This is a genomic window from Selenomonas sp. AB3002 (assembly GCF_000702545.1).
Lineage (GTDB): Bacteria > Bacillota > Negativicutes > Selenomonadales > Selenomonadaceae > Selenomonas_B > Selenomonas_B ruminantium_A.
Genome location: NZ_JNIO01000008.1, coordinates 1,185,763 through 1,210,482 on the forward strand (window position 1 = coordinate 1,185,763; position 24,720 = coordinate 1,210,482).

Below are 24,720 nucleotides of genomic sequence, written 5' to 3' on the forward strand. Positions count from 1 at the left end.
GGCCTCCCTCTGTGAGGGAGGCTCATATTACGAAGTTATCAGCCGAAGCTGAAAGGCGTGGTCACCCTTCTGAGGGTGCGCCCGCAGGAACAGGTCTCCTCAATCATGCTGACGGCCTGGCCTGTACGGTAGCGTATGAGGGGCATGGCCTCAGCCTGCAGGGAAGTCACCACCAGTTCCCCCATCTGGTGAGGGTCTGTCACCGGCATATCGCTGTTGAAGGCGATGATTTCCGGATAGAAGTAATCTTCCTGAATATGCTGCCCGCTGCGGGCCTCACACTGGAAGAGCATGCCTGCCGTGCCCAGCTCCGCCGAGGAGTACAGATTGAAAACCCTGGCCCGGGTGCGGTCCTGGATATGGCGCTGCATGGGGTTCTGTATGCCCGTGGGGGTCATGCAGATAATCTGGGTCAGGGGGAAATCAATGATATTCTTGCCCTGAGCCTGCAGCTGTATCACCAGCTGCATAATCAGCTGGGGCGTAGTGACAATGGTATCCATGCTCACCAGTTCCATGAGCCTGAGCCACTGACGATAGTCAACCCCCATTGGCACCACCGTGGCACCAATCATCTCCAAAGCATACTGCACATCCAGCAGGCGGCTGTCAGAGAGGTCTCCCTGCAGAGCCACCACTGAAGTATTGGTAATGCCCGCCCCCACCAGACAGCGGGTCATCATCTCCACATTGTGGGCAATATCACCATTGGTATAGAGCCTCAGCAGCTCTCCTGCCATCTGCTGCATGTGGGTGAAACGCAGGATACTTGATATAGGCAACGTTAGGATATCCAGGGAGTCAATCTGGTGCAGCTCATTGCTGTGCAGGAAGGGAAAGCGGCGCAAATCCTCCAGGGACTTTACCTCCGCTGCTTTCACGCCGGCCTTGGCAAAGGAATGCTGGTAAAAAAAGCTCTTTTCCTCTGCCCAGCGCAACTGCTTCTGCAAAAGCCCCAGCTGCATTCCCTGCATGGACTCCCTATCCATTTGTTCTATATGTTGATTAGCATACATGCCTATAACACCCGCTTTGATAAATATTCTGGCTCTTCACCAGAAACACCATCACAGAGGTCTCTGATAGAAGAAAGGCTGGAAGCTGGTGTAGCCAAGCTTGCGGAAGTTCAGGATGGCTTCCGTAGCTCCCACAAAGAGGATGCCTCCAGGCTTCAGGGCTTGGAAGAAGTTCGCATAAAGCTGATCCTTGGCTTCCTCTGTGAAATAAATGACCACATTGCGGCAGAGAATCAGGTCAAACCCATTCTCGAACTTGTCTTTCAGCAGGTTATGGCGCTTGAACTCGATACATGACTTGATGTCGCTGTTGACGGCGAACTTGTCACCATCTACCTTGGTGAAATACTTGTTCAGGCGATCCTTGGACATGCTCTTGATTTCGCCCTCATTGTAGACACCGCGCTTGGCCTTGGCCAGGATTTCAATATCCAGGTCGCTGGCCAGTATCCTGTGGCGCACATTCGGGGTCATTTCCTTCATGATGATAGCCAGGGAATAAGGCTCCGCCCCAATTGAGCAGCCTGCGCTCCAGATATTGAGCTTCGGGGAGCGCTTCAAGAGGTCGGGAATGACGTCCGTTTCCAGCTTGCCGAACTTCTCCGGCGTGCGGAAGAACTCTGACACGTTGATGGTCAGGTATTCTATGAAAGCCGCAAAATCATCTTTGTTCTTGGCTGCATTGTCGAAGTACTCGCAGAAAGAGTCCATACCGGCTCTCGTAACCAGATTGCCGATGCGCCTCTTCATCTGAGGCTCTTTATAGAGATCGAGGTCAATTTCCGTTTTCGCCTTGAGCTTTTGCTTAAAGCCAGCCCAGTCCTTATCATCCATCATAGCGGTCTTACCTCCCAATGTCAAATTTCACTGTAAAATCATGGTGAATCAAGCTCGCAGAGCACAGATGAACTTAGATTGCGTGTAAGGACATAGTGCGAAGCAGCCACTTCGCACGAAGTATTTTGCTTGTGTGTGTTAATTCCCCTTCACCCTGCATAAATCCTTCTTTTTAGAAAAAAATAGTCCCAGATATTGTATATATCCGGGACTATCATCAAATATCTGCTTTTTACTCAATATCAAAGATTGTCCGGTTGGCGTCTTTGGAAACCTTGGGCAGCACGATATGCAGGATGCCGTTGTCAAAAGCCACGCTGACAGAGTCCTTGTCAATGCCGTCAATCTTGAAGACGCGCTCAAACTCCCCTGTGCGGCGCTCGCGGCAGAGATACTTCACATCCTCGGGTTCCAGCTCCGAACGCTCTGCCTTGATGCGCAGATAGCCTTCCTCATCATAGGAAACAGTGATCTGCTCCTTGCGGAAGCCCGGCAACTCACCAAAGAGCTCATAGGCAGCCTCTGTATCAATGACATCCACCCGGAAAGAAGCGAAGGCACCGCTGACCCTGCCCATGGGGTTGCCCGGCTGGTCAGCCATAAACTCCAACAAGCGCTCTACTGCCTCCTGGCCTTTTCCCACATTCTCTTTGAGATTGAAAGGTACTGTACGGAACATATTCATCCCTCCATCAACAGAAGAAACTATCCATGTCTTACCTGTACTGCTGTATACAATTATACAGCAGGCACAGGCTTTTGTCACCGTGAATTCAAAACCGCCGTACCATCAAAGAAACACTTTTTTGTCCATTCACAAATTTTTTTCTCTGAAACAAGGAAAAAAACCGAATTCTGTCGTATAATAATAAATGAAGTTTATGTTGAAAAGAGGTGACTCTAATGACAGCACAGGAAATCGAGAAACTGGTGCAGGACAAGCTCAATGAGGCATACAAGGCCAACGAGCATCCCAAGAAGTTCTTCGTCACAGAGAACGGTCGCGGGGTAGTGGACGGCGGCGATATGTACAATGCCTTGCTTGAGGATGTGATGCGCGTAGTGCAGCAGGCCATGACGGAAGTCCTCAAAGAAGCTCTGAAGAAATAATCATTTCTTAACTGAAAAGCCCGGCGGGAGTCTTCTCCTCTGCCGGGCTTTTTTCATACATTTCATTTCATTTTTATTGAGGTTCTTTAAAGGATTGCCTTAGCTTATTTGGCCTCCAGGGCATTCCAGGCATCCTCAGCGCGCTGCACATAGAGGTCACGGACAGCCTTGTTCTCGCCGATGCCGTGGATGTAGGCATCCACCTTGTATCCCTTGGACTCCAGGATGGACTTGTGGGAATCTTCCTCATCGCCTGCCATGTCGTTGTTGGCATGGTCGCCAGCCACCATCATCATGGGCATGAGAGTCACGTGCTTGATGCCGTTCTTCTTCAGCTTAGGCAGCACGGTCTCCAGGCTGGGCCAGCCTTCCACAGTGTAGACAAAGACGTTCTTGTAGCCCATGTCGTCCAGCTTGGCCTGGATGACTGAATAGTAGGCGTTGGAAATCTGCGGGGTGCCATGAGCCATGATGAGGATGGCATCTTCCTTCCCCTGCTTGGGGAACTGGGTAGCAAGAGCCTTGATGGTCTCAGCCACATCATCAGCCTGCTCTTCCTGACCCTGCCAGTACATGAGGGAAGTGCCGCAGGTCATCTTCTTGAACTTCTTCTTGTAATGATGGAACACGCCAGTGTTGTAGCTGTACTCCATGCCGGGAATCACATCCAGGCTCACCAGAGCCACGCGGGTGTAGCCCTCAGCCTTCAGCTGGTCCAGAGCCTGCTCCGGGGTGGGATAGGTGATGCCTTCATTGGCCTTCACGCGGTCGATGATGATGTGGGAGGTGAAAGCCGTGACTACCTTCACACCAGGATGCTTGGCCTGAATGGCAGCCACCGTAGCATCGATGGTCTTCTCACGAGTGTCTTTGAAGGTAGTGCCGAAGCTCATGACCACAATGGCATCCTTGTCAGCCAGATTCTTGAGTTCCGGGTTCTCATAGGAAAGCACGCCAATCTGGGAAGCTGCTGTCAGAGCAGGCGTTGCCGTCTTGACCTCCGGATTCAGCTGATAGGCAGCTTCCACATTGGGCTGTGCCATGCCGAAAGCGGCGGAGCAGGCCAAAGAAGCTACCAGCATTTTCTGCCAATTTTTCATGAAAAATCCCTCCATAAAAAATAAAAATGAAATATATGAAAAGGGCTTGCCCTGCTAAGAACAAGCCCTCAACATCAAAATCATGGCTTACAATCTGATATAGTAATAATAGCGATACCGTATTCAATCCTGCAAGCCATCATCCATAACGCCCCTCAGGCGCCTGTTGATGGAAGAAAGGCCTCTGTACACAGTGCTGATATCCAGGTCGTCTCCCCGGTTCTCCATGTACTTCTCCAGCTTGCGCTTCACCCGCTGCAGGGCGTTATCTATGGACTTCACATGACGATTCAGGTCCTCGGCAATCTCCTGATAAGACTTGCCATCCAGATAACTCATGAGCACCCGCCATTCTAGGTCTGACAGAATCTCTTCCATTTTCTTCTCTATATCCAGGAACTCCTCCCGGCTGATCACCAGTTCCTCCGGATCAGAGACTTTGGCTCCGGAAAGCACATCCAGGAGAGTTCTGTCAGAATCCTCGTCGTAGATGGGCTTATTCAAGGAAATATAGGAGTTCAAAGGTATGTGCTTCTGCCTGGTGGCCGTCTTGATAGCAGTGATGATCTGCCTGGTCACGCAGAGCTCCGCAAAGGCACGGAAGGAAGAAAGCTTGTCATTGCGGAAGTCACGGATGGCCTTGTAAAAGCCAATCATGCCCTCCTGGATGATATCCTCCCGGTCTGCACCAATGAGGAAGTAGGAACGGGCTTTTGCCCGCACAAAATTACGGTACTTGTTGATGAGATAGTCAAGTGCCGCCTTGTTGTTATTATCCTTGATCTCCAGCAGGACTTCCTCATCCGTGAGATCAGTAAATTCACTATAGGCATCTTCCAGTGCATTCTGCATAGTTGATTCTGCTTCCATCGGATGTTCCCCTTTACCTCAGGTGCCTCGTGCATCCCTTGCTATATCTATTGTTAGATAGATTCCAACCCTTCAATATAGAAAATTATACCATCAACGGAGACATAATTCAACATATCCGGAACAGGAAGGCTTAAATTCAGACCAGCAGTCTCCTTGAAAGCGCTTTGCCATCAAAGCACTGCCAAAGCCTCCACCTCGCACAAGGCACCTGCGGGCAGGTCTTTCACAGCCACACAGCTGCGGGCAGGCTTGCTGATGAAGTGCCTGGCATAGACTTCGTTGAAGGCCTTGAAATCGGCAATCTCAGCCAGGAAGCAGGTGGTCTTGACCACATGGCTCATATCCGTGCCGGCAGCCGCCAGCACCGCTTCCACATTCTTGCAGCACTGCTCGGCCTGCTCCTCAATAGTCGTTGCCACGATTTTCCCCTCAGCGGGATTGATGGCAATCTGACCGGAGAGATAAAGAGTATTGCCTGCTTTGACGGCCTGGCTGTAAGGTCCCACTGCTGCAGGTGCTTTGTCGGTATGAATGATTTCCATAGTGTACTCCTCCTGTATCTCACAAATGTCAACTGTATCTATTTTAGCCTAAGATATGGATATTTACAAGGTTACAAATATAAAAGGAGAGATTCCCCATCTATGCAGGGAGCCTCTCCTTTTCACGTTATTTCTTTTCCAGCCCATGGCAGCCGCTGCAGCAGCTGCAGCTGCCGCCTGCACTGCCGCAGCAATCTTCCTTGCCGTCACGCCAGTTGCGATACACATGGCGCACAGCGAAAAACAAAGCTACCGCCAGAACCAAGCCTACAATAAAGGTAGACATAATTGATACTCCAATCTATCCCAAAAGGGAAAATCAGAAGCCCAGCACCTTGCCAATCTGATAAACCAGCAGGGAAACGAACCAGGCCACCACAAACATATAGACTGCGGAGAAGCCCATCCACTTCCAGCCGCCTGCTTCCTTCTTGATGGTACCAAGAGCAGTGACGCAGGGGGTGTAGAGCTGGGAGAACACCATGAAGGCAATGGCAGACAGAGCCGTGAAGGAAGTAGCCATGCCGGTCTGCATCATGGTCTCGGCAGCCTCTACGGCCTCCTCAGCCTCAGTGGAAACATCAGCAGCGCCATAGAGCACACCGATGGTAGATACCACAGCCTCCTTGGCCAGGATACCGGAAATAACGGCAGCACCGGCTTCCCAGGTACCAAAGCCATGGAACACGAAGAGAGTGGACATCCAGCCGCCCAGGGTTGCCAGGAAGCTCTCCTCAATCTCGCACATGCCCTCAGCATTGAAGTTGGACAAGAGCCAGATCAGCACAGAAGCGGCAAAGATGATGGTACCAGCCTTGATGAGGTAGCCCTTGCCCTTGTCCCAGGTCTCCAGGAGCACCGTCTTCATATCCGGCATGCGGTAAGGAGGCAGCTCCAGCAGGAAGGTGGAACCTTCTTCCTTGAACATGGTCTCCCCCAGCACCTTGGCCACGATGATGGCCATGACCACGCCTACGATATACATGGCAAAGACCACATTGGCAGCGTCATCCGGGAAGAACATGGCGGCAAAGAGTGCCATAATGGGCAGCTTCGCACCACAGGTGAGGAACGGGGTGATGAGAATAGAAACGAGGCGGTCCTTGTTGGAATCCAGGGCGCGGGCACCCATGATAGCGGGCACGCCGCAGCCGAAACCCATCATGAGGGGCATGATGCCCTTGCCCGTCAGGCCGCAACGGCGCATGATGGGATCCATGATGAAGGCGATGCGGGCCATATAGCCCGTGCCGTCCAGGAAGGACAGGCAGAAGAACAGCACGAAGATCAGGGGCACGAAGGTCAGCACAGCACCCACGCCGCCGATGATGCCATCGGTGATGAGGGCCTGCATCCACTCAGCCACGCCAGCGGCTTCCAGGGTTTCCCCGGCCCAGGCCAGGAAGTCTTCATTGATAAGCTCATCCAGGGCATCAGCCAGAGGCTGGCCAATCCAGGTGAAGGTAATCTGGAACACAGCGTAGAGGATAGCCAAAAAGATAGGCAGGGCCAGCACGCCGTTGGCCAGGAACTTGTCGAACTTCTCGGAAGTGGACTGGCCCACGTTCCGCATATCAACGGCAGCATCCATGATCTGGTCAATCAGGGCATAGCGGGCCTCGATGACTTTCTCCTGCTTATCGCTCTCACTCAGGTCGCTGCGCTGGATTTCCTTGATTTTCTCGATATGAGCCTTTACCTGGGGGCTGGCCTCATAGTTGCTCATAACGGTGGTAGTGAACACATCCAGCAGCTTCTTGGTGCTCTTGGAGCTGCGTCCCACGGTCTGCACCACAGGCATGCCCACCACTTCTTCCAGCTTCCTGACATCGATGCGGACGCCGCGTCGCTCTGCCTCATCCGTCATATTCAGATCGATGAGCAGGGGAATCCCCTGCTCCAAAAGCTGCACCGTCAGGAACAGATTGCGGGAGATGTTGGTGCTGTCCACCACATCCACCACCATGTCCAGGGTGTTGTGCTTCAGGTAGTCAATGACGATTTTCTCCTCCGGGGAGCGAGCGTTGATGCTGTAGGTCCCCGGCAGGTCTACGATGGAAATGGCACGGTCCTTGTGGCGGGTGTAGCCCACCTTCTTGTCCACAGTGACACCGGGCCAGTTGCCGATTTTCTGGCGGGCACCGGTGAGTTCATTGAAAATTGTGGACTTGCCGGTGTTGGGATTGCCGGTAAGTGCTATTGCTATGGTTGACATTTGCTGCTTTCACTACTCCTTTGCGAATTGATTCCAACTTCCTGTAGGGCACTCAGTTAACCTGCTGTACCTCGATCTGCGCAGCGTCATCACGTCGCAAAGCCAGATTATAATAGCGGACATTGATGGCAATAGGATCTCCCAGGGGAGCCGAACGAAGCACCTTCACCTTCGTGCCCGGTATGAGCCCCATGGTCATCAGCCTTTCCTTCAAAGCTGAATCACCAATTTGCTGGATCTTGAGCGTCATGCCGGTTTTTCCATCCTTCAACGTCAAGAGAAACGCCTCCTTATTACATTGTTACAAATGATAATGAGAATAATAATGAGAATTAAATACAAGAATTATGATAAACTATCTCATTTTCATTGTCAATAGGTCAGATAAGAAAAAGTCAGATAATCAGAATACTGCAATAAAAGAGGGATAACCCTCCGATTTCTCAGAAAGTCATCCCCATAATTACCTTGCTTATTCAGCCTGTTTCAGCATTTTCTTCTTTTCCCGGCGCTCCTTGAAGAAGCGTTTCATGATACCGGCGCATTCCTCCTGCAATACCCCCGCCCGGATTTCCGGCCGATGGTTCAGGGTCTCGTTGCCTGGAATATTGAAGACTGACTCGCAGGCTCCCGCCTTGGCATCGGTGCTGCCATATACCACCCGGTCCACCCTGCTCATGACAATAGCCCCTGCACACATGGGGCAGGGCTCTATGGTCACATAGAGGGTAAGGCCCGAAAGACGCCAGCGTCCCAGTCTGCGGCAGGCCTCCTGAATGGCGATAAGCTCCGCGTGGGCCGTAGCATCATGCCATATTTCCCGCATATTGTGCCCCGAGGCCACCACCTGGCCCTGCTCGTCCACAAGCACGGCACCGATGGGAACCTCCTCCAGCTCATAGGCTTTTTCCGCCTCCCGGAGGGCCAGCCGCATAAAATCTTCATCTGTTGCCATAAATTAGCTCCCTTGCTTTAGCTATATCCACCTGCATATCGTAATAAAGGGAATGAGTGGGCTTGGAGTTCAGGGTCAGGGCATAAGCCCTGGGCACCCCCGGCCCCCCGTCATTGTCTGGGCGCACTTCCTTCTGCATTTCCTTCTGCAGCATCTTGGAGAACTCCTGCTTCTTGCCCTTCTCCTCCTCATAGCCCTCTTTCCGCTTGAAGGAACGCCCTATATCCAGTTCCGTTCCCTTGACCCGGGTCACCCTTTCTATCCTTTCCAGCATCATCTCCACCTCCGAACCTGCATAGCGGCAAGAGATATCTCATGCAATATATATCGTAGAAAAATGCAGAAAGGTTAAGGAAAGATTGATGAATTTCACCAATTATTTCAAGCTGCTGCCCAACGCAGCGAACATGTCCCTCAAATTCCTCGTAGGATGCCAGCCCAAAGCCTGAAGTTTTGCTCCCGAGAGCCTGAGGCCCGTATCTGCTGCATAGCCATAGAGATTGCCCTCAGGAATATCCACCACAATCCGGCTGCGCCCCCCTGAAAGGACTTCTGCTGAAAGCTCCGCCAGTTCCCTTATGCTCATGGTGTTTTCTTCATTCACCACATTATAGGCTTCCCCAGTCTGCCCCCTGGTCAGAATAGTCAGGATGCCTTCCAGCGCATCATCTATATCGCAGTAATTCCCCATGGACTTGCCCTCTGTGTGGAGCACGATATCCTCGCCTTTCATTGCCGAGCGGGCAAACTGGGCAAAGACACGGTTGTCCCCCGGCAGTACCCCCCGCCCAAAAGTCTGGGCCAGACGGGCAATCTTCACAGGGACACCATATTCAGCAGCATAGGCAACGCAGATATTCTCCGCCATGCGCTTGCCCAAAGGATAGCAGCTGCGGGCTGACAGGATATCCACCTGCCCTGCACCAGCCTCCTCCTCACCAGCCCGGTGCCCGTCCTGGCAGTCCAGGCTGCCATAGACCTCCATGGAGGAAACATAGACCATGCTCCTAAGCCCTGCCCTGCGGGCCAGCCCCAGTACATTCTGAGTAGCATTCACAATGCTGGCCGTCACCTCTGCCGGGTGATTGCGCATTTCGGCTGAAGCCGTGACAGCAGCGCAATGTATGAGGTAGTCAAAGGAGAGATCCACGTCCTCCATGGCCTTGCTGTCCGTCAGGTCTGCCGACATAATCTCAGCTTTGGCAGGAAGCATAGACCTGGCCTTCTCCATGCTGCGCACCAGGGCTATGACCTCCTGACCAGACTCTGACAGCCTGTGCACCAGCATAGAACCGATGTAGCCAGTGGCCCCCGTAATCAAGTATTTCATCTCACAAAACATCTCCCAACTTAGTCAGAGGGTGGCAAACCTATCTCACAAAATATGGCTTCAATAGCAAAGTCAGGAAGAAGAACCCTGCCGAAATAACCACAATAGCAGCACCTGCCGCCATGTTGAAATAATAGGCCAGGATCAAACCTGTTATACCTGCCGCCCAGGCAATCAGCACCGACAGCAGATGATACTGCTTCACATTGGAAGATACATTCCTGGCCGCCGCCGCAGGCAGTACCAGCATGGCATTGATGATGAGGATGCCCACCCACTGGATGCTGATGGATACAACCACCGCCAGGGTGGCGGCAAACAGGCTTTCCGCCCAAAAGGAATTGACGCCCCGGCTGCGGGCAAAAGAAGGATTGATGGAAAGCACCAGCAGTCTGTTGAAGAGAACGCTCCACACCACCAGCACCAACAGGAAAACCACCAGCAGTGCCCCAAGTTCCTCCGGGGCAATGCTCAGGATATCTCCTACCAGATAGGAGGAGAATTTATTGAAGCTCCCCCCATAGCTCATGATCATAAGGCCCACGGCAATGGCCATGGAGGAAAACACGCCTATGATGGTATCAGTGGAAGCCGAGCTCTTGTTCTTGATATAGGTGATAAACAAGGCGAACAGCACAGAAAAGACTATCAGGGACAGCAAAGGCGACACAGAACCCACTAGCACCCCTATGGCAATGCCCGTGAAGGCTCCATGCCCCAGAGAGTCAGAGAAGAAGGCCATGCGGTTGCTTACCACCATGGTGCTGAGCAGTCCAAAGAGCGGCATCACCAGCAGCACCGCCAGGAAAGCGTGCTTCATGAAAGTATGCCCTGCCCAGGCAAAGGGCAGGCAGGTGTCCATCAAGCTGTATATAGCTTCCATCAGTCCTGCACCTCCCTGCGCGGCCTGCCCGCATCTTCCGGATGAGCCGCCTCCACCTTGTGAAGTTCTGCCAGATTCTGTCCTGCCAGCATGCCGAAAATCTTCTGGGTACGGCTGTCGCCAAAGACCTCCTCCGGGGTCCCGCAGGAAACAACGCCCTTGTCCATGAGCACCACCTGATCGGCATGCCGGGCCACCATGTTGAGGTCATGGGATATCAGGATGATAGCCATATCCTCCTTTTCCCTGAGTTCCGCCACGATTTCATAGAACAGCTCCAGTCCATTCTGGTCAACGCCGGACACAGGCTCATCCAGGAGCAAGAGGTCAGGCATAGGGTCCAAGGCCAGCGCCAGCAGCACACGCTGCAGCTCGCCGCCTGAGAGGGCTCCCAGCCGCCTGTCGATAAGATGGGCCGCCCTCACCCTCTGCAGGCTCTTTTCCACCCGGCTGCGCAGGGATTTGCCCGGCCAGAACCAGACGGGTTTATCGGAGAGGCAGGCCATGAAAATATCCATGACGCTGGTAGGGGCGCTTACATCAAATCTCAGATATTGAGGCACATAGCCGATGAGGGGATGGCCTGTACGCTTCCCCTTGGCATCGACGTATTTCAGGCTCCCCGTATGGGGCACTTCCCCCAGGATAGCCTTCAGCAGGGTGCTCTTGCCTGCCCCATTGGGACCGATCAGGGCCGTGAGCTGGCCGCAGTGCACATGGATATTCACATGGTCGAAAATGTTGAGCCGTCCCACCTTCACCCCGAAATCTTCGATTCGCGTACAGCACAATTTTGCACAGTCCTCACTGGAAGAGGCCCTGTGGTGCATGATATTCTTGAACAATTCTCTTTCCTTTCCACATCAAAGGGTAAGCTGCCTGAAAGCCCTGCGCCCCAGCCAAAAGCACAGGAGAGCATAGGCCGCCAGCACAGAAAGCGACAGCCAGGGCATGGCCTCCCCTGCCGACAGCGCCCGCAAGAGGGTACTGGTATGGGTCAGGGGCAAAAGCTCAATGAAATGCCGGATTCCCTCCGGCAAAGCCGCGGTCTTGAAGAAAGTGCCGCAGAGAAATGACATGGGCAGCAGGATATATGTATTCACCTGGGCCATAGCCTCATAGGTACTGAGCTTCATGGCCGCCAGAAATCCGATTTCTGCAAAGACCACGCAGTTCAGTACCAGCACCAGGAGGAACAGCGGGGAAAAGCTCAAGTGCGCGCCAAACACGCCAGCCAACAGCAGAATGATGGCAGAAGAAATCAGCCCCCGCAGGACAGAAGCCAGCACCTTGCCAATGACAAAGGCATCAGGGCAGATGGGAGCAATGATATACTCTTCCAGACTCTTGTGATAAACCCGCTCCGCATGGACAGGAGTGATGCTGTTGAAGCTGATGTTCATGGAGTTCAGCGCCAGTATGCCCGGCACCAGGAAGTCCAGATAACTGCCGCTCTCCACCTGAATGCTCCTGCCCAGCCCCCAGCCAAAGGCCACCAGATAGAGGAGCGGAGCCACCATGCGGGAGAGGATGAACTTCACCATGCGGCGCTTCAGCACTATCCAATCACGCCAGAAGACAGTAATGACATCAGAGAAAAATCTTCCCATCAGGCTCCTCCCTTCCCTGTTTTTTCCTCGGTGAGTTTCAGGAACACTTCCTCAAGATTTGCTTCCTGGAAATTATCCCGCAAATGAGCAGGGCTGTCAACCGCTGCCAGCCTGCCCTTATTGAGGATAGCCACCCTGTCGCAAAGGGCCTCTGCCTCTTCAATATAATGAGTGGTGAGAAAAACCGTCACGCCCTCCTTCGCCATCTGACGCACCAGTTCCCAGATTTTCCTTCGCACCTGGGGATCGAGAGCCACTGTAGGCTCATCCATGAAAAGTATGCGGGGGCGGTGGATAAGCGCCCTTGCTATCAACAGCCGCCGCTTCATGCCCCCTGAAAGGCGCCGCACTCCGTCATTTATCACCTCGGATAACTCCACATACTCCAACAGTTCTGCTATGCGCCGCTTTCTTTCAGCAGCAGCCAGATGGTGAAGCCTGGCATGGAGCTCCAGATTCTCCCCCACCGTCAGATCCTGATCAAAGTTCACGTGCTGGGGCACTACGCCAATCAGGCTTTTCAGCTCCAACTCATGCCCCTCCAGTTCCACACCGCCGTAAAGTATGCTTCCGGACGTAGGCCTGGACTGCATGGTAAGCATGCGGATGGTGGTGGTCTTCCCCGCCCCATTAGGGCCCAAAAGCCCAAAAACCTCACCACGGCCTATGGACAGGGTAAGGTTGTCCACCGCCGTCTTAAAAGTTTCTTTCCCCGTCTTATCTTTATGGGGGAACTGCTTGACCAAAGATTTTATTTCTATCATTGCTGCCTCATGTGAAAAATCATTTTGCGCTCAGGAAGTAGTAATAAGCATCTATCACATCCAAGAAAGCGCCGTCAAAGCCTGCTGCCATGATCTTATCCAGATAGGAATCCCCGGAACCGTACAGCAGCTCCTTCCATTCCCTCCGCCAGTACTTGACCTTGAAATTGTTCTGCCAGTCCGGATTGGCTTCGTCCAGCCAGTCAGGCAGCTGCCTCTGCCACTCCTGCCGCCAATAATAACGGTATGTCTCTGCCTCACCTACACTCATATAGGCGTAGACCAGACGAGCTCCGCCGCCGTTCTTCTGCTTGAGGGAAGCGACCTCCTCTGCTGTCAGGGAGTCTTCCCCATAGAAAAGGTCAACGATCAGCAAATCGTAATCTGTTCCCCGCAGGGCTTCAAGATACGCCTCCCGGGAAGCAAATTTGCCCGGATTCAGGAGCACCAGATAATTCTTCACCTGATTGAGGCTTCTGATATCCTTATTATTTGCCCTGTGAGGAGCCTCCTCTGGCAGTTCATCCAAATCCCTGCGGAAAGAGGCCCAAGGGATATACCCCTTTTCTTTATTCAGTTGATAAGACTTCGCCGCCATATCTTCGGAATCCACATAGTCAAGACTCAAGACAGGCATTCCTGCCTGCAAAGCAGGGGCTAGTGCCTGATGAAAATACTTTGTGTCTTCTTGGGAAGTCTTTTCTGCCCTGCCCTTATCCACATCCCAGCGGAAATAAATGGACTCCGTCATGGTGCCGTCCAAAGCCTGCAGGAGGCGCCCCACATTCTCACCAGTGTTGCCGTCCATTTCCAGGAAAAGCCCCGCCCCGCCATTGCCCAGGAGACCAAAGCCAGGTTTTTTTTCCACAGCGTAAGCTTTCAAATCGCAAATAAGATCCACCATGGAACCAGGATAATCTACTGTCGCCTCTTCTGCCGAAGAGCAGCCAAATATCCCCCCGCAAAACATCAAGCCCGCCAGAAAAGATCTGATTTTATTCATAGCTAACCTCAATCTCAGAATGACTTTGTATACATCAGGGCCAGGCCCCAACCATTGAAATTATAGTTATTCTCTCCCTTATGATCATGGATGATATAGCGCTCAAGCCTGCACTCCAGCATATCAGTATCGCTGAACCTGTAATCATAAGACAAGGTCAGGGCTTTCCTGCTGGGATTGTACCAATAGCCGTTATCTATAATCCCTGCTTTGGTTTCCAAGCTGTTAAAGAAAAGATTGCCATTAGCCCGTTGGTAGCTGAACATCAGGTGCAGGTTCTGCCTCTTATCGAACCTATGAGTCAGGCCGATCCCACCCTCATACCAGTTTATGGCCGTATCGCTGCCTGTCACATCACCAAAGTAATGTGTACGTCCCGTATGGCTATAGGCAGCATATACATCCAAGGAGTCTTTTGGCGTAAAACTATGCGTATAAAAACCGCGAAGCCAGACATTTGCTCCTTCCCGATAGCTGACATTGTAGAACCACGGATCTAGTCTTACATATCTCATCTCCTGGGAAGATTTCCCATTGTATGTATAACCTGCACTGAGCTTATACTTGTCTTTCTCACCGGCATGGACATACTGCAACTGCGCCTGAACTTGATTGCCAGGGTGAACCTTTCCTTGCAAACCATATTCCAACTTGTTATGTCTCGCTATTACCTCCTTCAAAGCAGAAGTATTCGTGCCATATTCATCTAGCTTGGACAAAATCTCATCAAAAAACTCAGACGCATCGTGTTCACTTAAGCCCTGCTTTTGAAGTGCCGACAATGCGGATGTTTTATCATCATTCAGGACATAGCTTTCCACAATATCCTGCAGATTGCTAATGCTCAGCCTCTTTTCAGTTGCAAGATTCTTAACTGATTCGCTGTAAATATTATATGGTCTTACTATTTCTACATAATCAGTTAAAACTTGTTTCATAACCTCCTTATAATTGCTACCCAATGTCTTTTGCAGGCAATCATCAGCTTCTGCCACACTATAACCTTTTTTTTGCAAAAAATCTTCAACACTTTTGTCATCTGTCAGCAAGAGTTCTTCAGGTGATGAATTAAGCGCATCACTCAATTCAGCATATGCTTCCGGATACTGGCTGGTGAATAACCCCCATACATCATTTGTCTGGGACTCATATTCATAGCTGCCGCGAATCTTATAGGAAAGCCTGCCGATAAGGGTATCCTCCTTGCTGAAGTGTCTTACTACTTCTACTCCGGGGGTAAAGTTTACCCCTTCGCCAAAGGATGTGTACTTTGCCAACCCCTCCGGCAGTTGTGCGTTGACATTGGTTTCCTGCCCCGTAGGCAGATCTATAACGAAGGTGTAATTCACGTCATATTTCTCATGCGGATTCTTGACCTTCGCCGTCAGGGTTGTATCCGTCATACCTGAGACACGACCGTGCTTCAAGCCAGAATTGGACATGACATATCCCGTAGACAGGCTATACTCAACATTCTTCTCTGCCCCGAAGAACTCCTGTCCAAATACGAACTGATGGCCTCTACCAGAATAACCTGACCAACTGTAAAAATCCAGGGAACTCTGCCAGGACTTGCCCTCACCGAAATGATCCAATTCGTATTGAGTCTTGCGCAAATCCTTCTCTGCTTCGTCGTGATATTCCTCGGCCTCCAACAGTCCCTTCTCTGCCTCTTCCTGCCATTTCTCCGCCTCTGCCACATCCTGTTTGCTCTGAACAAGATCTGCTTCCACATCAGCCTGCTGCTCAGTAAGGTCCTTCACCAAATCACGTGCTTCTTCCTCCGCTGCTTCCGCCTGATCCCGGGCAGCCTCCAGTTCGTCAAGGTAAGCATACATTTCATCCAGGAAGGCGTTCTCCTGCTCAAGAGCATTACTGATTTCTTCCAGACGGCTTTCATAGGCAGAGTCATTGTTATCCGAAACGGGATCTTCCACATTCACGCCAGCCACCATGGCCTGGACTTCTGCAATGCGGTTCTGCTGCCAGTCCACACTTTCCCAGGCCTGCTCGATGCGGGCTGCCAGCTCGTCCACCTGTCCTGCAACGACCTCATAACGGGCAGCATATTCACCAGCAATGCGGTTCTCCTCAGCAGACAGCTGCTGTACAGAAGCCTCCTGAGCAGAAATATCAGGCAGGTAGTCTGCTACTGCCTGCTGGCATGCCAACGCCAATTGAGTGCGCTGCTCACTTTCCAACCTGGCCTCTTCCAAGGCAGACTTGATTTCCTCGAGATGCACCTTGGCGGCTTCCAGGTTCAATCTGGCCCGCATCAGCCCTTCATTTGCTTCCTCTCTGTTATTTTTGGCTTCAGCCAGGGCGCGCTCTGCCTCCAGCAGATTGTTCTGGGCATTTCTCAGGCTCCGCTCTGCCTCCCGATAATTGATAATCTCCTCTCTGGCATTGCGCAAAGCCTGGAACTCTGCAGGAACGTCATGCATGGTGGAAAGTGAGGAAGCCTCCCCCAGGCCAGATGCAGCAAAGAGCAGGCTCAGGGAGAATGCACCAGCAGCCGATGGCCTTTGGGCCTCCCGCTTCAGTCTGAGGCGCTTCCTGGTCATGCGGAAGTTCTCCAGCGGATCTGGTACAACCGCCAGCCTCCTTTCCTCCCGCAGTTTCCGCAGCCGCTTTCTCGACATGCGGAAAGAGACAGGCGGTTCCAGGACTATGGCGGCCCTTTGGCTTTCCCGCCTTTTTCTGAGCCTCTTCCTGCTCATGCGGAAAGAGGGTTCAGAGGGTTCTGCCGGCTCCCTGTCCTCTGCCAGCCTCCTGCGCTTTTTCCTGCTCATCCTCATTTCCGCTCACCTCCCAAAAGCTCCAACTCCACATACTTCTCACCGTACAGCCACAGGGCCAGTTTCGTAAGCGGCCCCTGCACCGGCTGGTAGAACATAGGCTGGGAGCAGAAGACAAAATAATTTATCCGCTGGCTGAAATGGCTCAGCCGCCAGAAGCCAAAAGCAAAGCTGAGAAGGCCTGCCAGGAAGAAAGTGAAACCATAGCTGTCCGGCCCCAGGAACCACAAGCCCAAGAGGCCCAGCACAAGATTGCTCAGGCAGAAGCAGGCAGAAATCCTCAGCACATCTTTCTGATAGTCAAAATAAACCATAAGAATATAAATCAGCTGCAACAGCCCCGTAAAGAAGGCTCCGAAAAGTATCACGTTGTACATATTCACCTGGGCATAAGTGATGCCCGCATTGCTCAGTATATAATTTCCCAGCACCAGGAACACCAAAGTAGACACCAGCTGGAACTCCACGATATGGCGTATTTCGAACCACAGGGTATGCAGAAGGTCTTTCCTGGCATCGTCAATCTCCCGGAAATTGCCCCGCTTGGTGATATGAGTGAAATACACATTGTACCGCTCATAGAAAGCCGTTTCCACAGATACCACGAACAGCATCATCAGGGGCAGCACGGAAATAAAAGCGAAGAAGGTCACCACATCATACACCGGCGCAAAGCGGAAGGTCCCGCCAGCCACGGTGCTCCATGGCCCCTGCCAGATGATGATATTGGGCAGGAAGATGCCCAGCATATAGCCAAAGGAAATGAGGAACAGACGCCAATGCCTCTCCAGATAAGGCAGGAAGGCGAAGTTCTGCCCCTCCGGGGACAGGCCGAAGTAGTCCACAATATGCAGCAGGAACAGCAGCACCACTAAAGTCATGCCCACATCCACCGCCAGCAGGCCGCACTGTTCAGCCGGCAGCAGCTGCCAATGAAGGAAGGCCCAGGAGAGGAAAATGGCTAGCAGTACCCCCGTCAGATAGCTCAGCAGCAAGCCCTTGAACTTCTTCACAGCCGACAGATAGACACTCTCTGCCCAGGCCAGCAGCAACAGGGCAAAAAACAGATACGACAGGCACTTGGTCACGAAATCCAAAGGCTTGTCCCAGAAAAAGGCCAGCGAAACTGCCGCCCCCAGCACCGTCAGGATGGAGCCCAGACCAAAGAAGGAGGCGGTCACATCCTCATAATGATGCACTGACAGGCAGTCAGCCAGGTATCTAGTAAGCACCATGGTAAAGCCGCTGGACAGTACCTGGGAAAAGACAAAGGCATACACCACCGCCCCCACGAAAATCTGCCCGGCTTCCTCCCCTATTTCGTAATAAGAGAACAGCATCTGCACAGCCAGCACCATGCCCGTCATCAGGGCAAAAGGTCCAGCAGTGATGATGGCAGAATACGAATAAGCCTTTACATGGCCCGTCATGGTTCTCGCCTGGAAAAGTTTCCTGAGTTCAAAACCTACCCCTGCCATCTTGCTCCTGCCTCCCCGGCTTCCTTGTAAATCTGCTTGTAACTCTCTATGAATATGTCATAAGTATACATCCTGCATACCCGCTCGTAGCCAATGCGGGCCATTTCCCTGCGCAGCGGGTAATTCCTGGCCAGCCGCAGTATTTCCCGGGACATGTCTTCAAAATCCATGGGCGCCACCACGGCTCCCGCAGTGCCCAGCTTGTCATCGGAAGCGCCGTAGATAAGCTCCCGGCAGCAGCCCACATCCGTAGTGACGAAAGGCCTATGGGCCGCCTGCCCCTCCAGCACCGCCAGGGGCTGCCCCTCGCTGATGCTGGACAGCACCATCAGGTCCATCCTGGGAAGATACTCTGTCACCTGCACGGAGCCGGTGAAATGGACATCTTCCATCTGCAGCATTTCCACCGTCTGCATACACAGGTCATAGTACTCCGGGGATTCTTCCACATTGCCCATGACATAGAGTTCCGCATCCGTCATTTCCTGCTTGACCAGGAAGAAAGCCCTCAGCAGCGTCACCACATCCTTGATGGGCACCACCCGCACTACTGCCCCAATGCGGAAAGGCCCATCATGGTCCTCCACTTCTGGTATGTCCTTGAAGCGCTCTAGGCGTATGCCATTAGGCACTACTCCAATCTTGGCCGGGTCGCAGCCCAGATCCATTTCCACCTCCGCATTATGCTCAAAGAGGGTGTAGACCCTGTGAGCAGAGGTGTAGGACAGCTTGGCCAGATTGTAGAAATACTGGATCCAGACAGACTTGAAATCGCCCTTGGCCCAGTCGCTCTTGATGATTTCTGCCTCCCGCTCCCGGGAATAGATGCCATGCTCCGTGATCAGAAATGGCTTGTGGTAGACTTCCGAAGCCAGCGCCCCAATGACGCCGCAATAACCCGTAGCCACGCTGTGGTACACATCCGCCTCGGGCAGTTCCTGCTGCAGCAAATAGAAAAGGGGCAGCAGCATGGAGCGAAGCGTCCAGAAAAACTCCGTAAAGGGCAGATAGCTGTACTTTTCCTCGTACACTCTCTGAATCACATCGAAGAAATCGCTGGTCATGAAAATCCCCAGCATGCCATTGAAGCGCCTGCCCCCGCGGAAGATGGAGGCCAATTCCTTGATGTCGATAGGCTTCTGTCCCACCACCAGATCATATAGCACCCGGCATTCCTCAGGCGTGAGCACATTTTCTTCCATGCCGTGGGATTTGAGCCCCAGGATTTCGTCCAGGAATTCCTCCTGTATGCCCACCACATTCGGGGGGAACTTGTACTTGAAGCAGCCCCTGTCTTTCTCCTCTGCACCAATGGAGTAGAGGAAGAACTCATGCTCCGGCATGCCCGCCATGAGCATTTGCACCCAGGAAGAAACGCCCCCCACCACATATGGGTAAGAACCTTCCACCAGCAGGCAGATTCTCATCAAGGCTCCTCCTTCCAATAAATCACGGACTTGGGCTCTGAAGCCTCCACAAGATAAGCTTCGTCGCCAATCTTCGTGACCTCCGCCCCCTCAGCATGATCCAGCACCTTGCCGCTGCGCAGTATGAAGCGCAGAGGCTGACGGAAATTCCAGCAGGTGAGAACCAGCTTCTCCTTTGACCGCTCCACCCGGTAGTCCATATCCAGATAATCATCAAAGGCCAGAGCCGCCTCGGAAGCTGTCATGGGCTTCAACCAGCTGTAGCGGGTGGTGATTTCGCCCATGTACTTCTTGAACCCCTCAGCCATATCCGCCCAAGTAAGATGGGCGCTTTCCTCGTAATAAAGCTCATCCGGGTGGACAAAATGGGAAAAGCAGCCCATGTAGTTCATCATGCTGATATCCTCGTAGAGGGCCTGGCCGTTTGGGGAGTACCCCGCCGTGGTGCGGGGCATCTCATAGAGGCCGTTCTTTCGCTCGTAGTCCTGGATATAGGCCCTGGAAGCGTAGGGACCATCAAAGAGTGAGGAAAAGATATCCACCTCCGGGAAGGCCTCCCGGATGGCCTCCTTGCCCTCGGGGCTGAGGATATCCGAAGGGGGCACATAACAGCGGAAATGGTACTGTGGATAGGCTTCCGTGATATAGCGGCGCAGTTCCTTCATCGCCTCCAGCATATCTGCCTGACTTTCCCAGGGCACATAGTCCAGATCATCCAGCTGATAGCTCTCTGGCGCCAAAGATTGGTGGTTGTAGCCGTGTATGCCCAGTTCCCCCCCCATATCCAAAAGCTCCCTGCCGTAGATGATGAGGTTGTCCCGGGCAGTGCGCCCCGTCAGAGGCTTGAAGGGTCCCTTCACCTGGTCGCCATAAGACTCGATGATCAGCCCCGTGTACTTCAGGCCGAACTCTTCAGCGCATTCCCGCATGTAGGGCCACCAGACATTGCGGTAGAACTCCGGCGTGCTGACCCCCAGTTCCTCATAAATGCGGTCAAAGTATCCCTCCGGCACAGGCGCAGGGAAATCGTCGATATAAAAGACCTTGTAGCCTAACACAGGATAGATAGTGTCCTCCCCGCAGTGGTTGATCAGGGAAATCAACAGGCCGATATTGGTCTTGTCATCCCGGACAATGCCGTCAAAGACATAGTATTTCCCCTGCCCCAGCTTTTTCTCCCACAACAGCGGCTCCCCTTCATAAGAAGCTATATGCACAGCGGCCTCCGGCTCCAGCTCCACCAGTGTGGTATTGCTGCTGTAGGCCGTATCCCCAAAGGCATAGCCCTTGCCCCCCACCAGGAAATCCGTGGGCAGACTGATTCCCTTCACATCCCCCTCCCCCCGCAGAGCTTTGATGCCTATGGGGGCCAGATAGGCAGGAGTCAGGCCGCCGTCATTAATGCTCTCAGGCCGCATCATGCACACAGCTGTGCCGCCCTTTTCCACATAGGACCTGATTTTGTCCCAGGATGCTACCTTATCAAGATACCCGGTGGCAATCAGCACACCGCGGTAAGAGGAGAAATCCTCCAAACTGCTGTCCTCAGCCAGAGCGTAATAATGATCCTTCTTCTCCTGATCCAGCAGCCACTCCAGACGGTGACGGGCAAAGACGCTGGACACATCGTGATTGTCGTAGATGATGAGATACCTGTCCCTGCTGCTCTCCTGCACCCCATCATTCTCCAGCTGGGGCAGCCGGGGCAGGATGTTGGTCTCACCGCCGAACTTCAGGAAGCCGTCCATCCTGATGAACTGAAAGAAGGCCGCCAGCAGGGACACCAGCACACATAGCAGTACAATATACCGCTTATCCAACTCTTGCCGCCCCCTTATCCCAGAATCGAATCACCCTCAGAGCCTCCGGAGAAAGCTCTATGGGCAGCGCCTTGAGTTTTTTCAGGCACTCCTGCAATTTGTCCGGCTTCTTCCAGGCCACGTAAAGAGAAATAAAGCTAAGATACGGTTCCTCTGCCCGAGGATGCCTGTCCAGGAAATCCTCACAGACCTGCTCAGCCCCGGGGTAGTCCGGCAGCTGCAGCAGCTGCTCCACTTCCTCCTGATAGTATTCCTTATTATCCGCCGCCAGCCTGGTAAGCCTGTCCAGAATGCCCACATATAGCTCCTGCTTCTTCCGCCAGGTCACATGGTCTATGAAATTCTTGTTGCCCATGTATTCCTTCAGCAGCCCAGCATACTCCTGCAGCAGAGGCAGATCCTCCTGCTGCTCACCCTTCAGCACCTTGGTCTCACGGTCAAAAAGCTCTCCTTCCAGATTCTCCATGCGGGATGTGAGCATGGACACGGCATAGTAGGCAATCTCCCTGTCCTTGTCGTGCATGGCCATGCGCAGGATCTGCTGGTTCTCCACCAGGGACTGCTTGATGCTCTCCGTGAAGAAATGGCGCTTCTGCAGCTTGTCCTCCACCAGAAAGGCATCATTCAGGGGCACCACATCCTTTTGCACCGGCACCCCAATGAAGAAAGCTTCCCCCATTTCCTCCTCCTCAGCCTCGTGGAGATCCCAGAGCCTCAGGATACTGCCTGCCAGCTTGAACAGGCAAAGTATGACCAGCCCCGCTACAGGCACACAAAGGACAATAACTGCCTCTGAAAAAGCTCTCAGCCTGGTCTTGCCCTTCAAGTCCAAAAGCAGGAAGAGCCCTGTTGCCAGCAAATGCGCCAGCAGGAATATTTTCCAGTCCAGCCCCGTCATCAAAGCATCTTCTCCTCCCGCACTGCCGTGACACCTTCCCTGGCCAAACGCTCCATCACCATATTGCAGACCTTCTCATCCGCATCAGGCAGCAGGATGTATATCCCCCCCTGATGCTCGCCTAAGAAGTCCTCGTTCCTGGTCACCTTGCCGCAAATGCTGTCCAATTCTTCGCAGCTGCGGCCTTCCCGGGAAACTTTCAAGATGCCAAGGGGCATTTCCCCCTGCAGCCTGCGGCGTTCCATAAGCTCCTGCAATATTTCCCTGAAAGCTTCCTCCCGCAGGATCCTGGTGCCACTGTAGTAGCGCTTATCCTGGGCCTCGGCTTCATACTGATAGGCTCTGCCCATGGAGGCAGAAATCAGCCGCATAGTGATGGAGAACAGGTTCTGATGATAGAGGCTCCACTTGTTGAAGTCCAGTCCAAAGAGCTCCACCACCCCGATAGCCTCCCCCTGATAGAGGATAGGGGCCGCCAGATCTGGCGTATCCTTCACCAGTTCCCGATTGACGTAGACATTTTTCTCCGCAATCAGGTTCTTCAGATAATCATGCTCTTCCACTCTCAGCGACCTCGGCTGCTGAAAGGCAAGGCGCCCCTTCCTCACCTTCTGCCTCAGGTAGTATCCATCTTTGCTGAGGACATAGACGGCAATATCTTCAACCCCCATGACCTGGGTGGTAACTCCGGCGGCCTGGGTGAAAAGATTCTCTGTTGCTACACTGTCCAGGGAACGGATGATCCTGTACAAGCGGCCTATGCTGTCATCGGAATTCACAATCTGGCGATAAAGCCTGTCCTTCACCACTACGCACTCATCGTAAAGAGAGCGCAGGAAATCATAGCGCTCCCGGGCCTGCTCCGCATGCCACTCATTGCTCTGCCTCTCAAAAGCCCTGGCATCGGCAAAGTAGCCGGTAACGACCGCCACGAAAAGATAGGCCACAAAGTGCAGCAGATGCTCAGGCATATACATGAGCGCCACTGCATTTGCTCCTGCCCTGAGAAGCACGCCCAAAAGTATGACAGAAGAAAACACCATGGCAATCAGGGACTGGCCTTTGCCGTAGAGTATGCCCATAGCTCCGATATAGGCAAAATTCAGGTCAAAGTAGACGGCAGGATTGACAGTAGTGCCGCCTTGGAAATAGGCAACGATGACCATCAGCAGGGCACCGGCAAGATTTTCCGCATAGGGAACTAATTTTTCCTTCCATCCCCGCAGCTGATTGATGCGCCTGTCCCGACGGGCTGACCTTTGCCACGACTCGCCCTCATCCTGCAGTGCCTCATAGGCCATGGCCAGTCCGTCCTTCAGGCTGTACCTGGGACTCCAGCCGATTTCTGCCCGCACCAGGCTGCTGTCTGGCAGCCTGCCTCCGAAGGAAGCCTCACTTACAGACAAGCTTAAGGGCTTTCCCGTCACCTCTCCGATGGTTCTGGCCAGTTCTTTGGCGCTGACGGGCTGGCCGGTGACGATATCCAGCGACTCCCCTGCAAAATCACGGGCGATGGTCCTGAAGATGGCATAAGCCCCATCATCCGCATAGAGGAACTCCCTCTTCTCCTCTGTTTCCATGAAGCCCGTACGGCTCTCTCCCCGCTGGGATGCTTCCAGCCAGTCAGCTGCCAGCCCGTCCTCCGGCGCAGCTCCCGGACCATAGACTTCCGGCAGGCGCAGGAAGGAAACCGTCATCTCGCCCCCCCGCCAGGCGGAAGCGATCTTCTCTGACAGCTCCAACCGTGCCTCAGGCATTTCCAGGGATTCAAGCAGGTAAAACCGCCTCACACCATGCTCACGGCACATGGCCAGTATTTCATTCAATTCAGGCGCCCAGGACTTTGGCTCCGCCTGACTGTCCAGCACATAAAGCACCACAGGCACATTATGGATGCGGAAGACTTCCTCCGGAGCTGGGAAATCCTTTGTCAGGACGTAAAAATCCCAGCCCTCCTTGGCAAAGAGCCGCTGCAGGGTATCCTGCCAGAAAACCTGCCTGCCCGTCAGCAGCACCTTTTCATTCAGCTTGCCTGCCACAAAAATTCAACCCCATTCTGCT

General features: G+C 53.1%; 24 protein-coding genes. 1 reads left to right on the forward strand and 23 read right to left on the reverse strand.

The genetic code is table 11. The features are described from left to right. Window positions 1-38 precede the first annotated feature (38 nt). From P159_RS0113620 to P159_RS0113630, 3 genes are all read right to left on the reverse strand, one after another. The gene (locus P159_RS0113620; RefSeq protein ID WP_029544856.1) at window positions 39-1,016 is read right to left on the reverse strand and encodes a phenylacetate--CoA ligase family protein; all 978 of its coding nucleotides are present in this window, start codon (window positions 1,014-1,016) and stop codon (window positions 39-41) included. Between the two features lie 51 nt (window positions 1,017-1,067). Beyond that, entirely contained in the window at window positions 1,068-1,853 is a 786-nt protein-coding gene (locus P159_RS0113625) for a protein-glutamate O-methyltransferase CheR (RefSeq protein WP_029544859.1), read from the reverse strand. Between the two features lie 232 nt (window positions 1,854-2,085). Beyond that, window positions 2,086-2,532 carry an Hsp20 family protein gene (locus P159_RS0113630; protein WP_029544861.1) on the reverse strand — a complete coding sequence of 149 codons (447 nt, stop codon included), beginning with the start codon at window positions 2,530-2,532 and terminating at the stop codon, window positions 2,086-2,088. Window positions 2,533-2,756: 224 nt separating this feature from the next. Between P159_RS0113630 and P159_RS0113635 the strand changes: the two genes are divergently transcribed. After that, window positions 2,757-2,963, forward strand: coding sequence for a hypothetical protein (locus P159_RS0113635; RefSeq protein ID WP_029544863.1), 207 nt, complete (start codon window positions 2,757-2,759; stop codon window positions 2,961-2,963). Between the two features lie 104 nt (window positions 2,964-3,067). Here P159_RS0113635 and P159_RS0113640 read toward each other — a convergent pair whose 3' ends face one another. The 20 genes from P159_RS0113640 to P159_RS0113735 all read right to left on the reverse strand — a co-directional run bounded on the left by P159_RS0113640 (window position 3,068) and on the right by P159_RS0113735 (window position 24,698). Further along, window positions 3,068-4,063, reverse strand: a complete 996-nt coding sequence (locus P159_RS0113640; RefSeq protein ID WP_029544865.1) for a sirohydrochlorin cobaltochelatase — start codon at window positions 4,061-4,063, stop codon at window positions 3,068-3,070. Window positions 4,064-4,186: 123 nt separating this feature from the next. Continuing rightward, window positions 4,187-4,933 (reverse strand): RNA polymerase sporulation sigma factor SigH, encoded by a 747-nt coding sequence (sigH, locus tag P159_RS0113645; protein ID WP_029544867.1) that lies wholly within the window; start codon window positions 4,931-4,933, stop codon window positions 4,187-4,189. A gap of 173 nt (window positions 4,934-5,106) precedes the next feature. Then, window positions 5,107-5,478 carry a RidA family protein gene (locus P159_RS0113650; RefSeq protein ID WP_029544869.1) on the reverse strand — a complete coding sequence of 124 codons (372 nt, stop codon included), beginning with the start codon at window positions 5,476-5,478 and terminating at the stop codon, window positions 5,107-5,109. Window positions 5,479-5,605: 127 nt separating this feature from the next. Continuing rightward, a complete protein-coding gene (locus P159_RS20045; protein WP_029544871.1) occupies window positions 5,606-5,764 on the reverse strand; it encodes a FeoB-associated Cys-rich membrane protein in 159 nt (52 codons plus the stop codon). 33 nt (window positions 5,765-5,797) lie between these two features. Beyond that, entirely contained in the window at window positions 5,798-7,693 is a 1,896-nt protein-coding gene (feoB, locus tag P159_RS0113660; protein WP_029544873.1) for a ferrous iron transport protein B, read from the reverse strand. 52 nt (window positions 7,694-7,745) lie between these two features. Beyond that, a complete protein-coding gene (locus tag P159_RS0113665; RefSeq protein WP_029544875.1) occupies window positions 7,746-7,970 on the reverse strand; it encodes a ferrous iron transport protein A in 225 nt (74 codons plus the stop codon). 195 nt (window positions 7,971-8,165) lie between these two features. Further along, the gene (gene tadA, locus P159_RS0113670) at window positions 8,166-8,648 is read right to left on the reverse strand and encodes a tRNA adenosine(34) deaminase TadA (protein WP_029544877.1); all 483 of its coding nucleotides are present in this window, start codon (window positions 8,646-8,648) and stop codon (window positions 8,166-8,168) included. Continuing rightward, on the reverse strand, window positions 8,635-8,925 hold the full coding sequence (locus P159_RS0113675) for a hypothetical protein (RefSeq protein WP_175463393.1): 291 nt from the start codon (window positions 8,923-8,925) through the stop codon (window positions 8,635-8,637). The genes tadA and P159_RS0113675 overlap by 14 nt, the downstream gene beginning before the upstream one ends. Window positions 8,926-9,024: 99 nt before the next feature. Next, window positions 9,025-9,978, reverse strand: coding sequence for an NAD(P)-dependent oxidoreductase (locus P159_RS0113680; RefSeq protein ID WP_051650374.1), 954 nt, complete (start codon window positions 9,976-9,978; stop codon window positions 9,025-9,027). A gap of 40 nt (window positions 9,979-10,018) precedes the next feature. Then, complete coding sequence (locus P159_RS0113685) at window positions 10,019-10,861, reverse strand: metal ABC transporter permease (protein ID WP_029544883.1); 843 nt, start codon at window positions 10,859-10,861, stop codon at window positions 10,019-10,021. Further along, the gene (locus P159_RS0113690; RefSeq protein WP_029544885.1) at window positions 10,861-11,706 is read right to left on the reverse strand and encodes a metal ABC transporter ATP-binding protein; all 846 of its coding nucleotides are present in this window, start codon (window positions 11,704-11,706) and stop codon (window positions 10,861-10,863) included. Before P159_RS0113690 ends, P159_RS0113685 begins: the two co-directional genes overlap by 1 nt. A gap of 18 nt (window positions 11,707-11,724) precedes the next feature. Continuing rightward, on the reverse strand, window positions 11,725-12,471 hold the full coding sequence (locus P159_RS0113695; RefSeq protein WP_029544887.1) for an ABC transporter permease: 747 nt from the start codon (window positions 12,469-12,471) through the stop codon (window positions 11,725-11,727). Continuing rightward, entirely contained in the window at window positions 12,471-13,235 is a 765-nt protein-coding gene (locus tag P159_RS0113700) for an ABC transporter ATP-binding protein (RefSeq protein WP_029544889.1), read from the reverse strand. The genes P159_RS0113695 and P159_RS0113700 overlap by 1 nt, the downstream gene beginning before the upstream one ends. A gap of 19 nt (window positions 13,236-13,254) precedes the next feature. Beyond that, window positions 13,255-14,238, reverse strand: a complete 984-nt coding sequence (locus P159_RS0113705) for an endo alpha-1,4 polygalactosaminidase (protein WP_029544891.1) — start codon at window positions 14,236-14,238, stop codon at window positions 13,255-13,257. Window positions 14,239-14,252: 14 nt separating this feature from the next. Further along, window positions 14,253-17,036 carry a hypothetical protein gene (locus P159_RS0113710; protein WP_029544893.1) on the reverse strand — a complete coding sequence of 928 codons (2,784 nt, stop codon included), beginning with the start codon at window positions 17,034-17,036 and terminating at the stop codon, window positions 14,253-14,255. Then, window positions 17,033-18,514 (reverse strand): exopolysaccharide Pel transporter PelG, encoded by a 1,482-nt coding sequence (gene pelG, locus P159_RS0113715; RefSeq protein ID WP_029544895.1) that lies wholly within the window; start codon window positions 18,512-18,514, stop codon window positions 17,033-17,035. Before pelG ends, P159_RS0113710 begins: the two co-directional genes overlap by 4 nt. Beyond that, window positions 18,502-19,941, reverse strand: coding sequence for a GT4 family glycosyltransferase PelF (pelF, locus tag P159_RS0113720; RefSeq protein ID WP_029544897.1), 1,440 nt, complete (start codon window positions 19,939-19,941; stop codon window positions 18,502-18,504). Before pelF ends, pelG begins: the two co-directional genes overlap by 13 nt. Next, window positions 19,941-21,761: a DUF2194 domain-containing protein gene (locus P159_RS0113725; RefSeq protein WP_029544899.1), complete on the reverse strand. Its 1,821-nt coding sequence runs from the start codon at window positions 21,759-21,761 to the stop codon at window positions 19,941-19,943. The genes pelF and P159_RS0113725 overlap by 1 nt, the downstream gene beginning before the upstream one ends. Beyond that, complete coding sequence (locus P159_RS0113730) at window positions 21,754-22,662, reverse strand: hypothetical protein (protein ID WP_185753747.1); 909 nt, start codon at window positions 22,660-22,662, stop codon at window positions 21,754-21,756. Before P159_RS0113730 ends, P159_RS0113725 begins: the two co-directional genes overlap by 8 nt. Continuing rightward, window positions 22,659-24,698, reverse strand: a complete 2,040-nt coding sequence (locus P159_RS0113735) for an NAD-dependent epimerase/dehydratase family protein (protein WP_051650375.1) — start codon at window positions 24,696-24,698, stop codon at window positions 22,659-22,661. Before P159_RS0113735 ends, P159_RS0113730 begins: the two co-directional genes overlap by 4 nt. Window positions 24,699-24,720: the final 22 nt, after the last annotated feature.

Coding starts and splice junctions, on each gene's coding strand:
- P159_RS0113620 (WP_029544856.1), bottom strand. CDS start 1,016: ATGTATGCTAATCAACATATAGAACAAATGGATAGGGAGTCCATGCAG.
- P159_RS0113675 (WP_175463393.1), bottom strand. CDS start 8,925: ATGATGCTGGAAAGGATAGAAAGGGTGACCCGGGTCAAGGGAACGGAA.
- tadA (WP_029544877.1), bottom strand. CDS start 8,648: ATGGCAACAGATGAAGATTTTATGCGGCTGGCCCTCCGGGAGGCGGAA.
- P159_RS0113625 (WP_029544859.1), bottom strand. CDS start 1,853: ATGATGGATGATAAGGACTGGGCTGGCTTTAAGCAAAAGCTCAAGGCG.
- P159_RS0113635 (WP_029544863.1), top strand. CDS start 2,757: ATGACAGCACAGGAAATCGAGAAACTGGTGCAGGACAAGCTCAATGAG.
- P159_RS0113685 (WP_029544883.1), bottom strand. CDS start 10,861: ATGGAAGCTATATACAGCTTGATGGACACCTGCCTGCCCTTTGCCTGG.
- P159_RS0113640 (WP_029544865.1), bottom strand. CDS start 4,063: ATGAAAAATTGGCAGAAAATGCTGGTAGCTTCTTTGGCCTGCTCCGCC.
- P159_RS20045 (WP_029544871.1), bottom strand. CDS start 5,764: ATGTCTACCTTTATTGTAGGCTTGGTTCTGGCGGTAGCTTTGTTTTTC.
- P159_RS0113700 (WP_029544889.1), bottom strand. CDS start 13,235: ATGATAGAAATAAAATCTTTGGTCAAGCAGTTCCCCCATAAAGATAAG.
- P159_RS0113695 (WP_029544887.1), bottom strand. CDS start 12,471: ATGGGAAGATTTTTCTCTGATGTCATTACTGTCTTCTGGCGTGATTGG.
- feoB (WP_029544873.1), bottom strand. CDS start 7,693: ATGTCAACCATAGCAATAGCACTTACCGGCAATCCCAACACCGGCAAG.
- P159_RS0113630 (WP_029544861.1), bottom strand. CDS start 2,532: ATGTTCCGTACAGTACCTTTCAATCTCAAAGAGAATGTGGGAAAAGGC.
- pelG (WP_029544895.1), bottom strand. CDS start 18,514: ATGGCAGGGGTAGGTTTTGAACTCAGGAAACTTTTCCAGGCGAGAACC.
- P159_RS0113650 (WP_029544869.1), bottom strand. CDS start 5,478: ATGGAAATCATTCATACCGACAAAGCACCTGCAGCAGTGGGACCTTAC.
- pelF (WP_029544897.1), bottom strand. CDS start 19,941: ATGAGAATCTGCCTGCTGGTGGAAGGTTCTTACCCATATGTGGTGGGG.
- P159_RS0113680 (WP_051650374.1), bottom strand. CDS start 9,978: ATGAAATACTTGATTACGGGGGCCACTGGCTACATCGGTTCTATGCTG.
- P159_RS0113710 (WP_029544893.1), bottom strand. CDS start 17,036: ATGAGGATGAGCAGGAAAAAGCGCAGGAGGCTGGCAGAGGACAGGGAG.
- P159_RS0113705 (WP_029544891.1), bottom strand. CDS start 14,238: ATGAATAAAATCAGATCTTTTCTGGCGGGCTTGATGTTTTGCGGGGGG.
- sigH (WP_029544867.1), bottom strand. CDS start 4,933: ATGGAAGCAGAATCAACTATGCAGAATGCACTGGAAGATGCCTATAGT.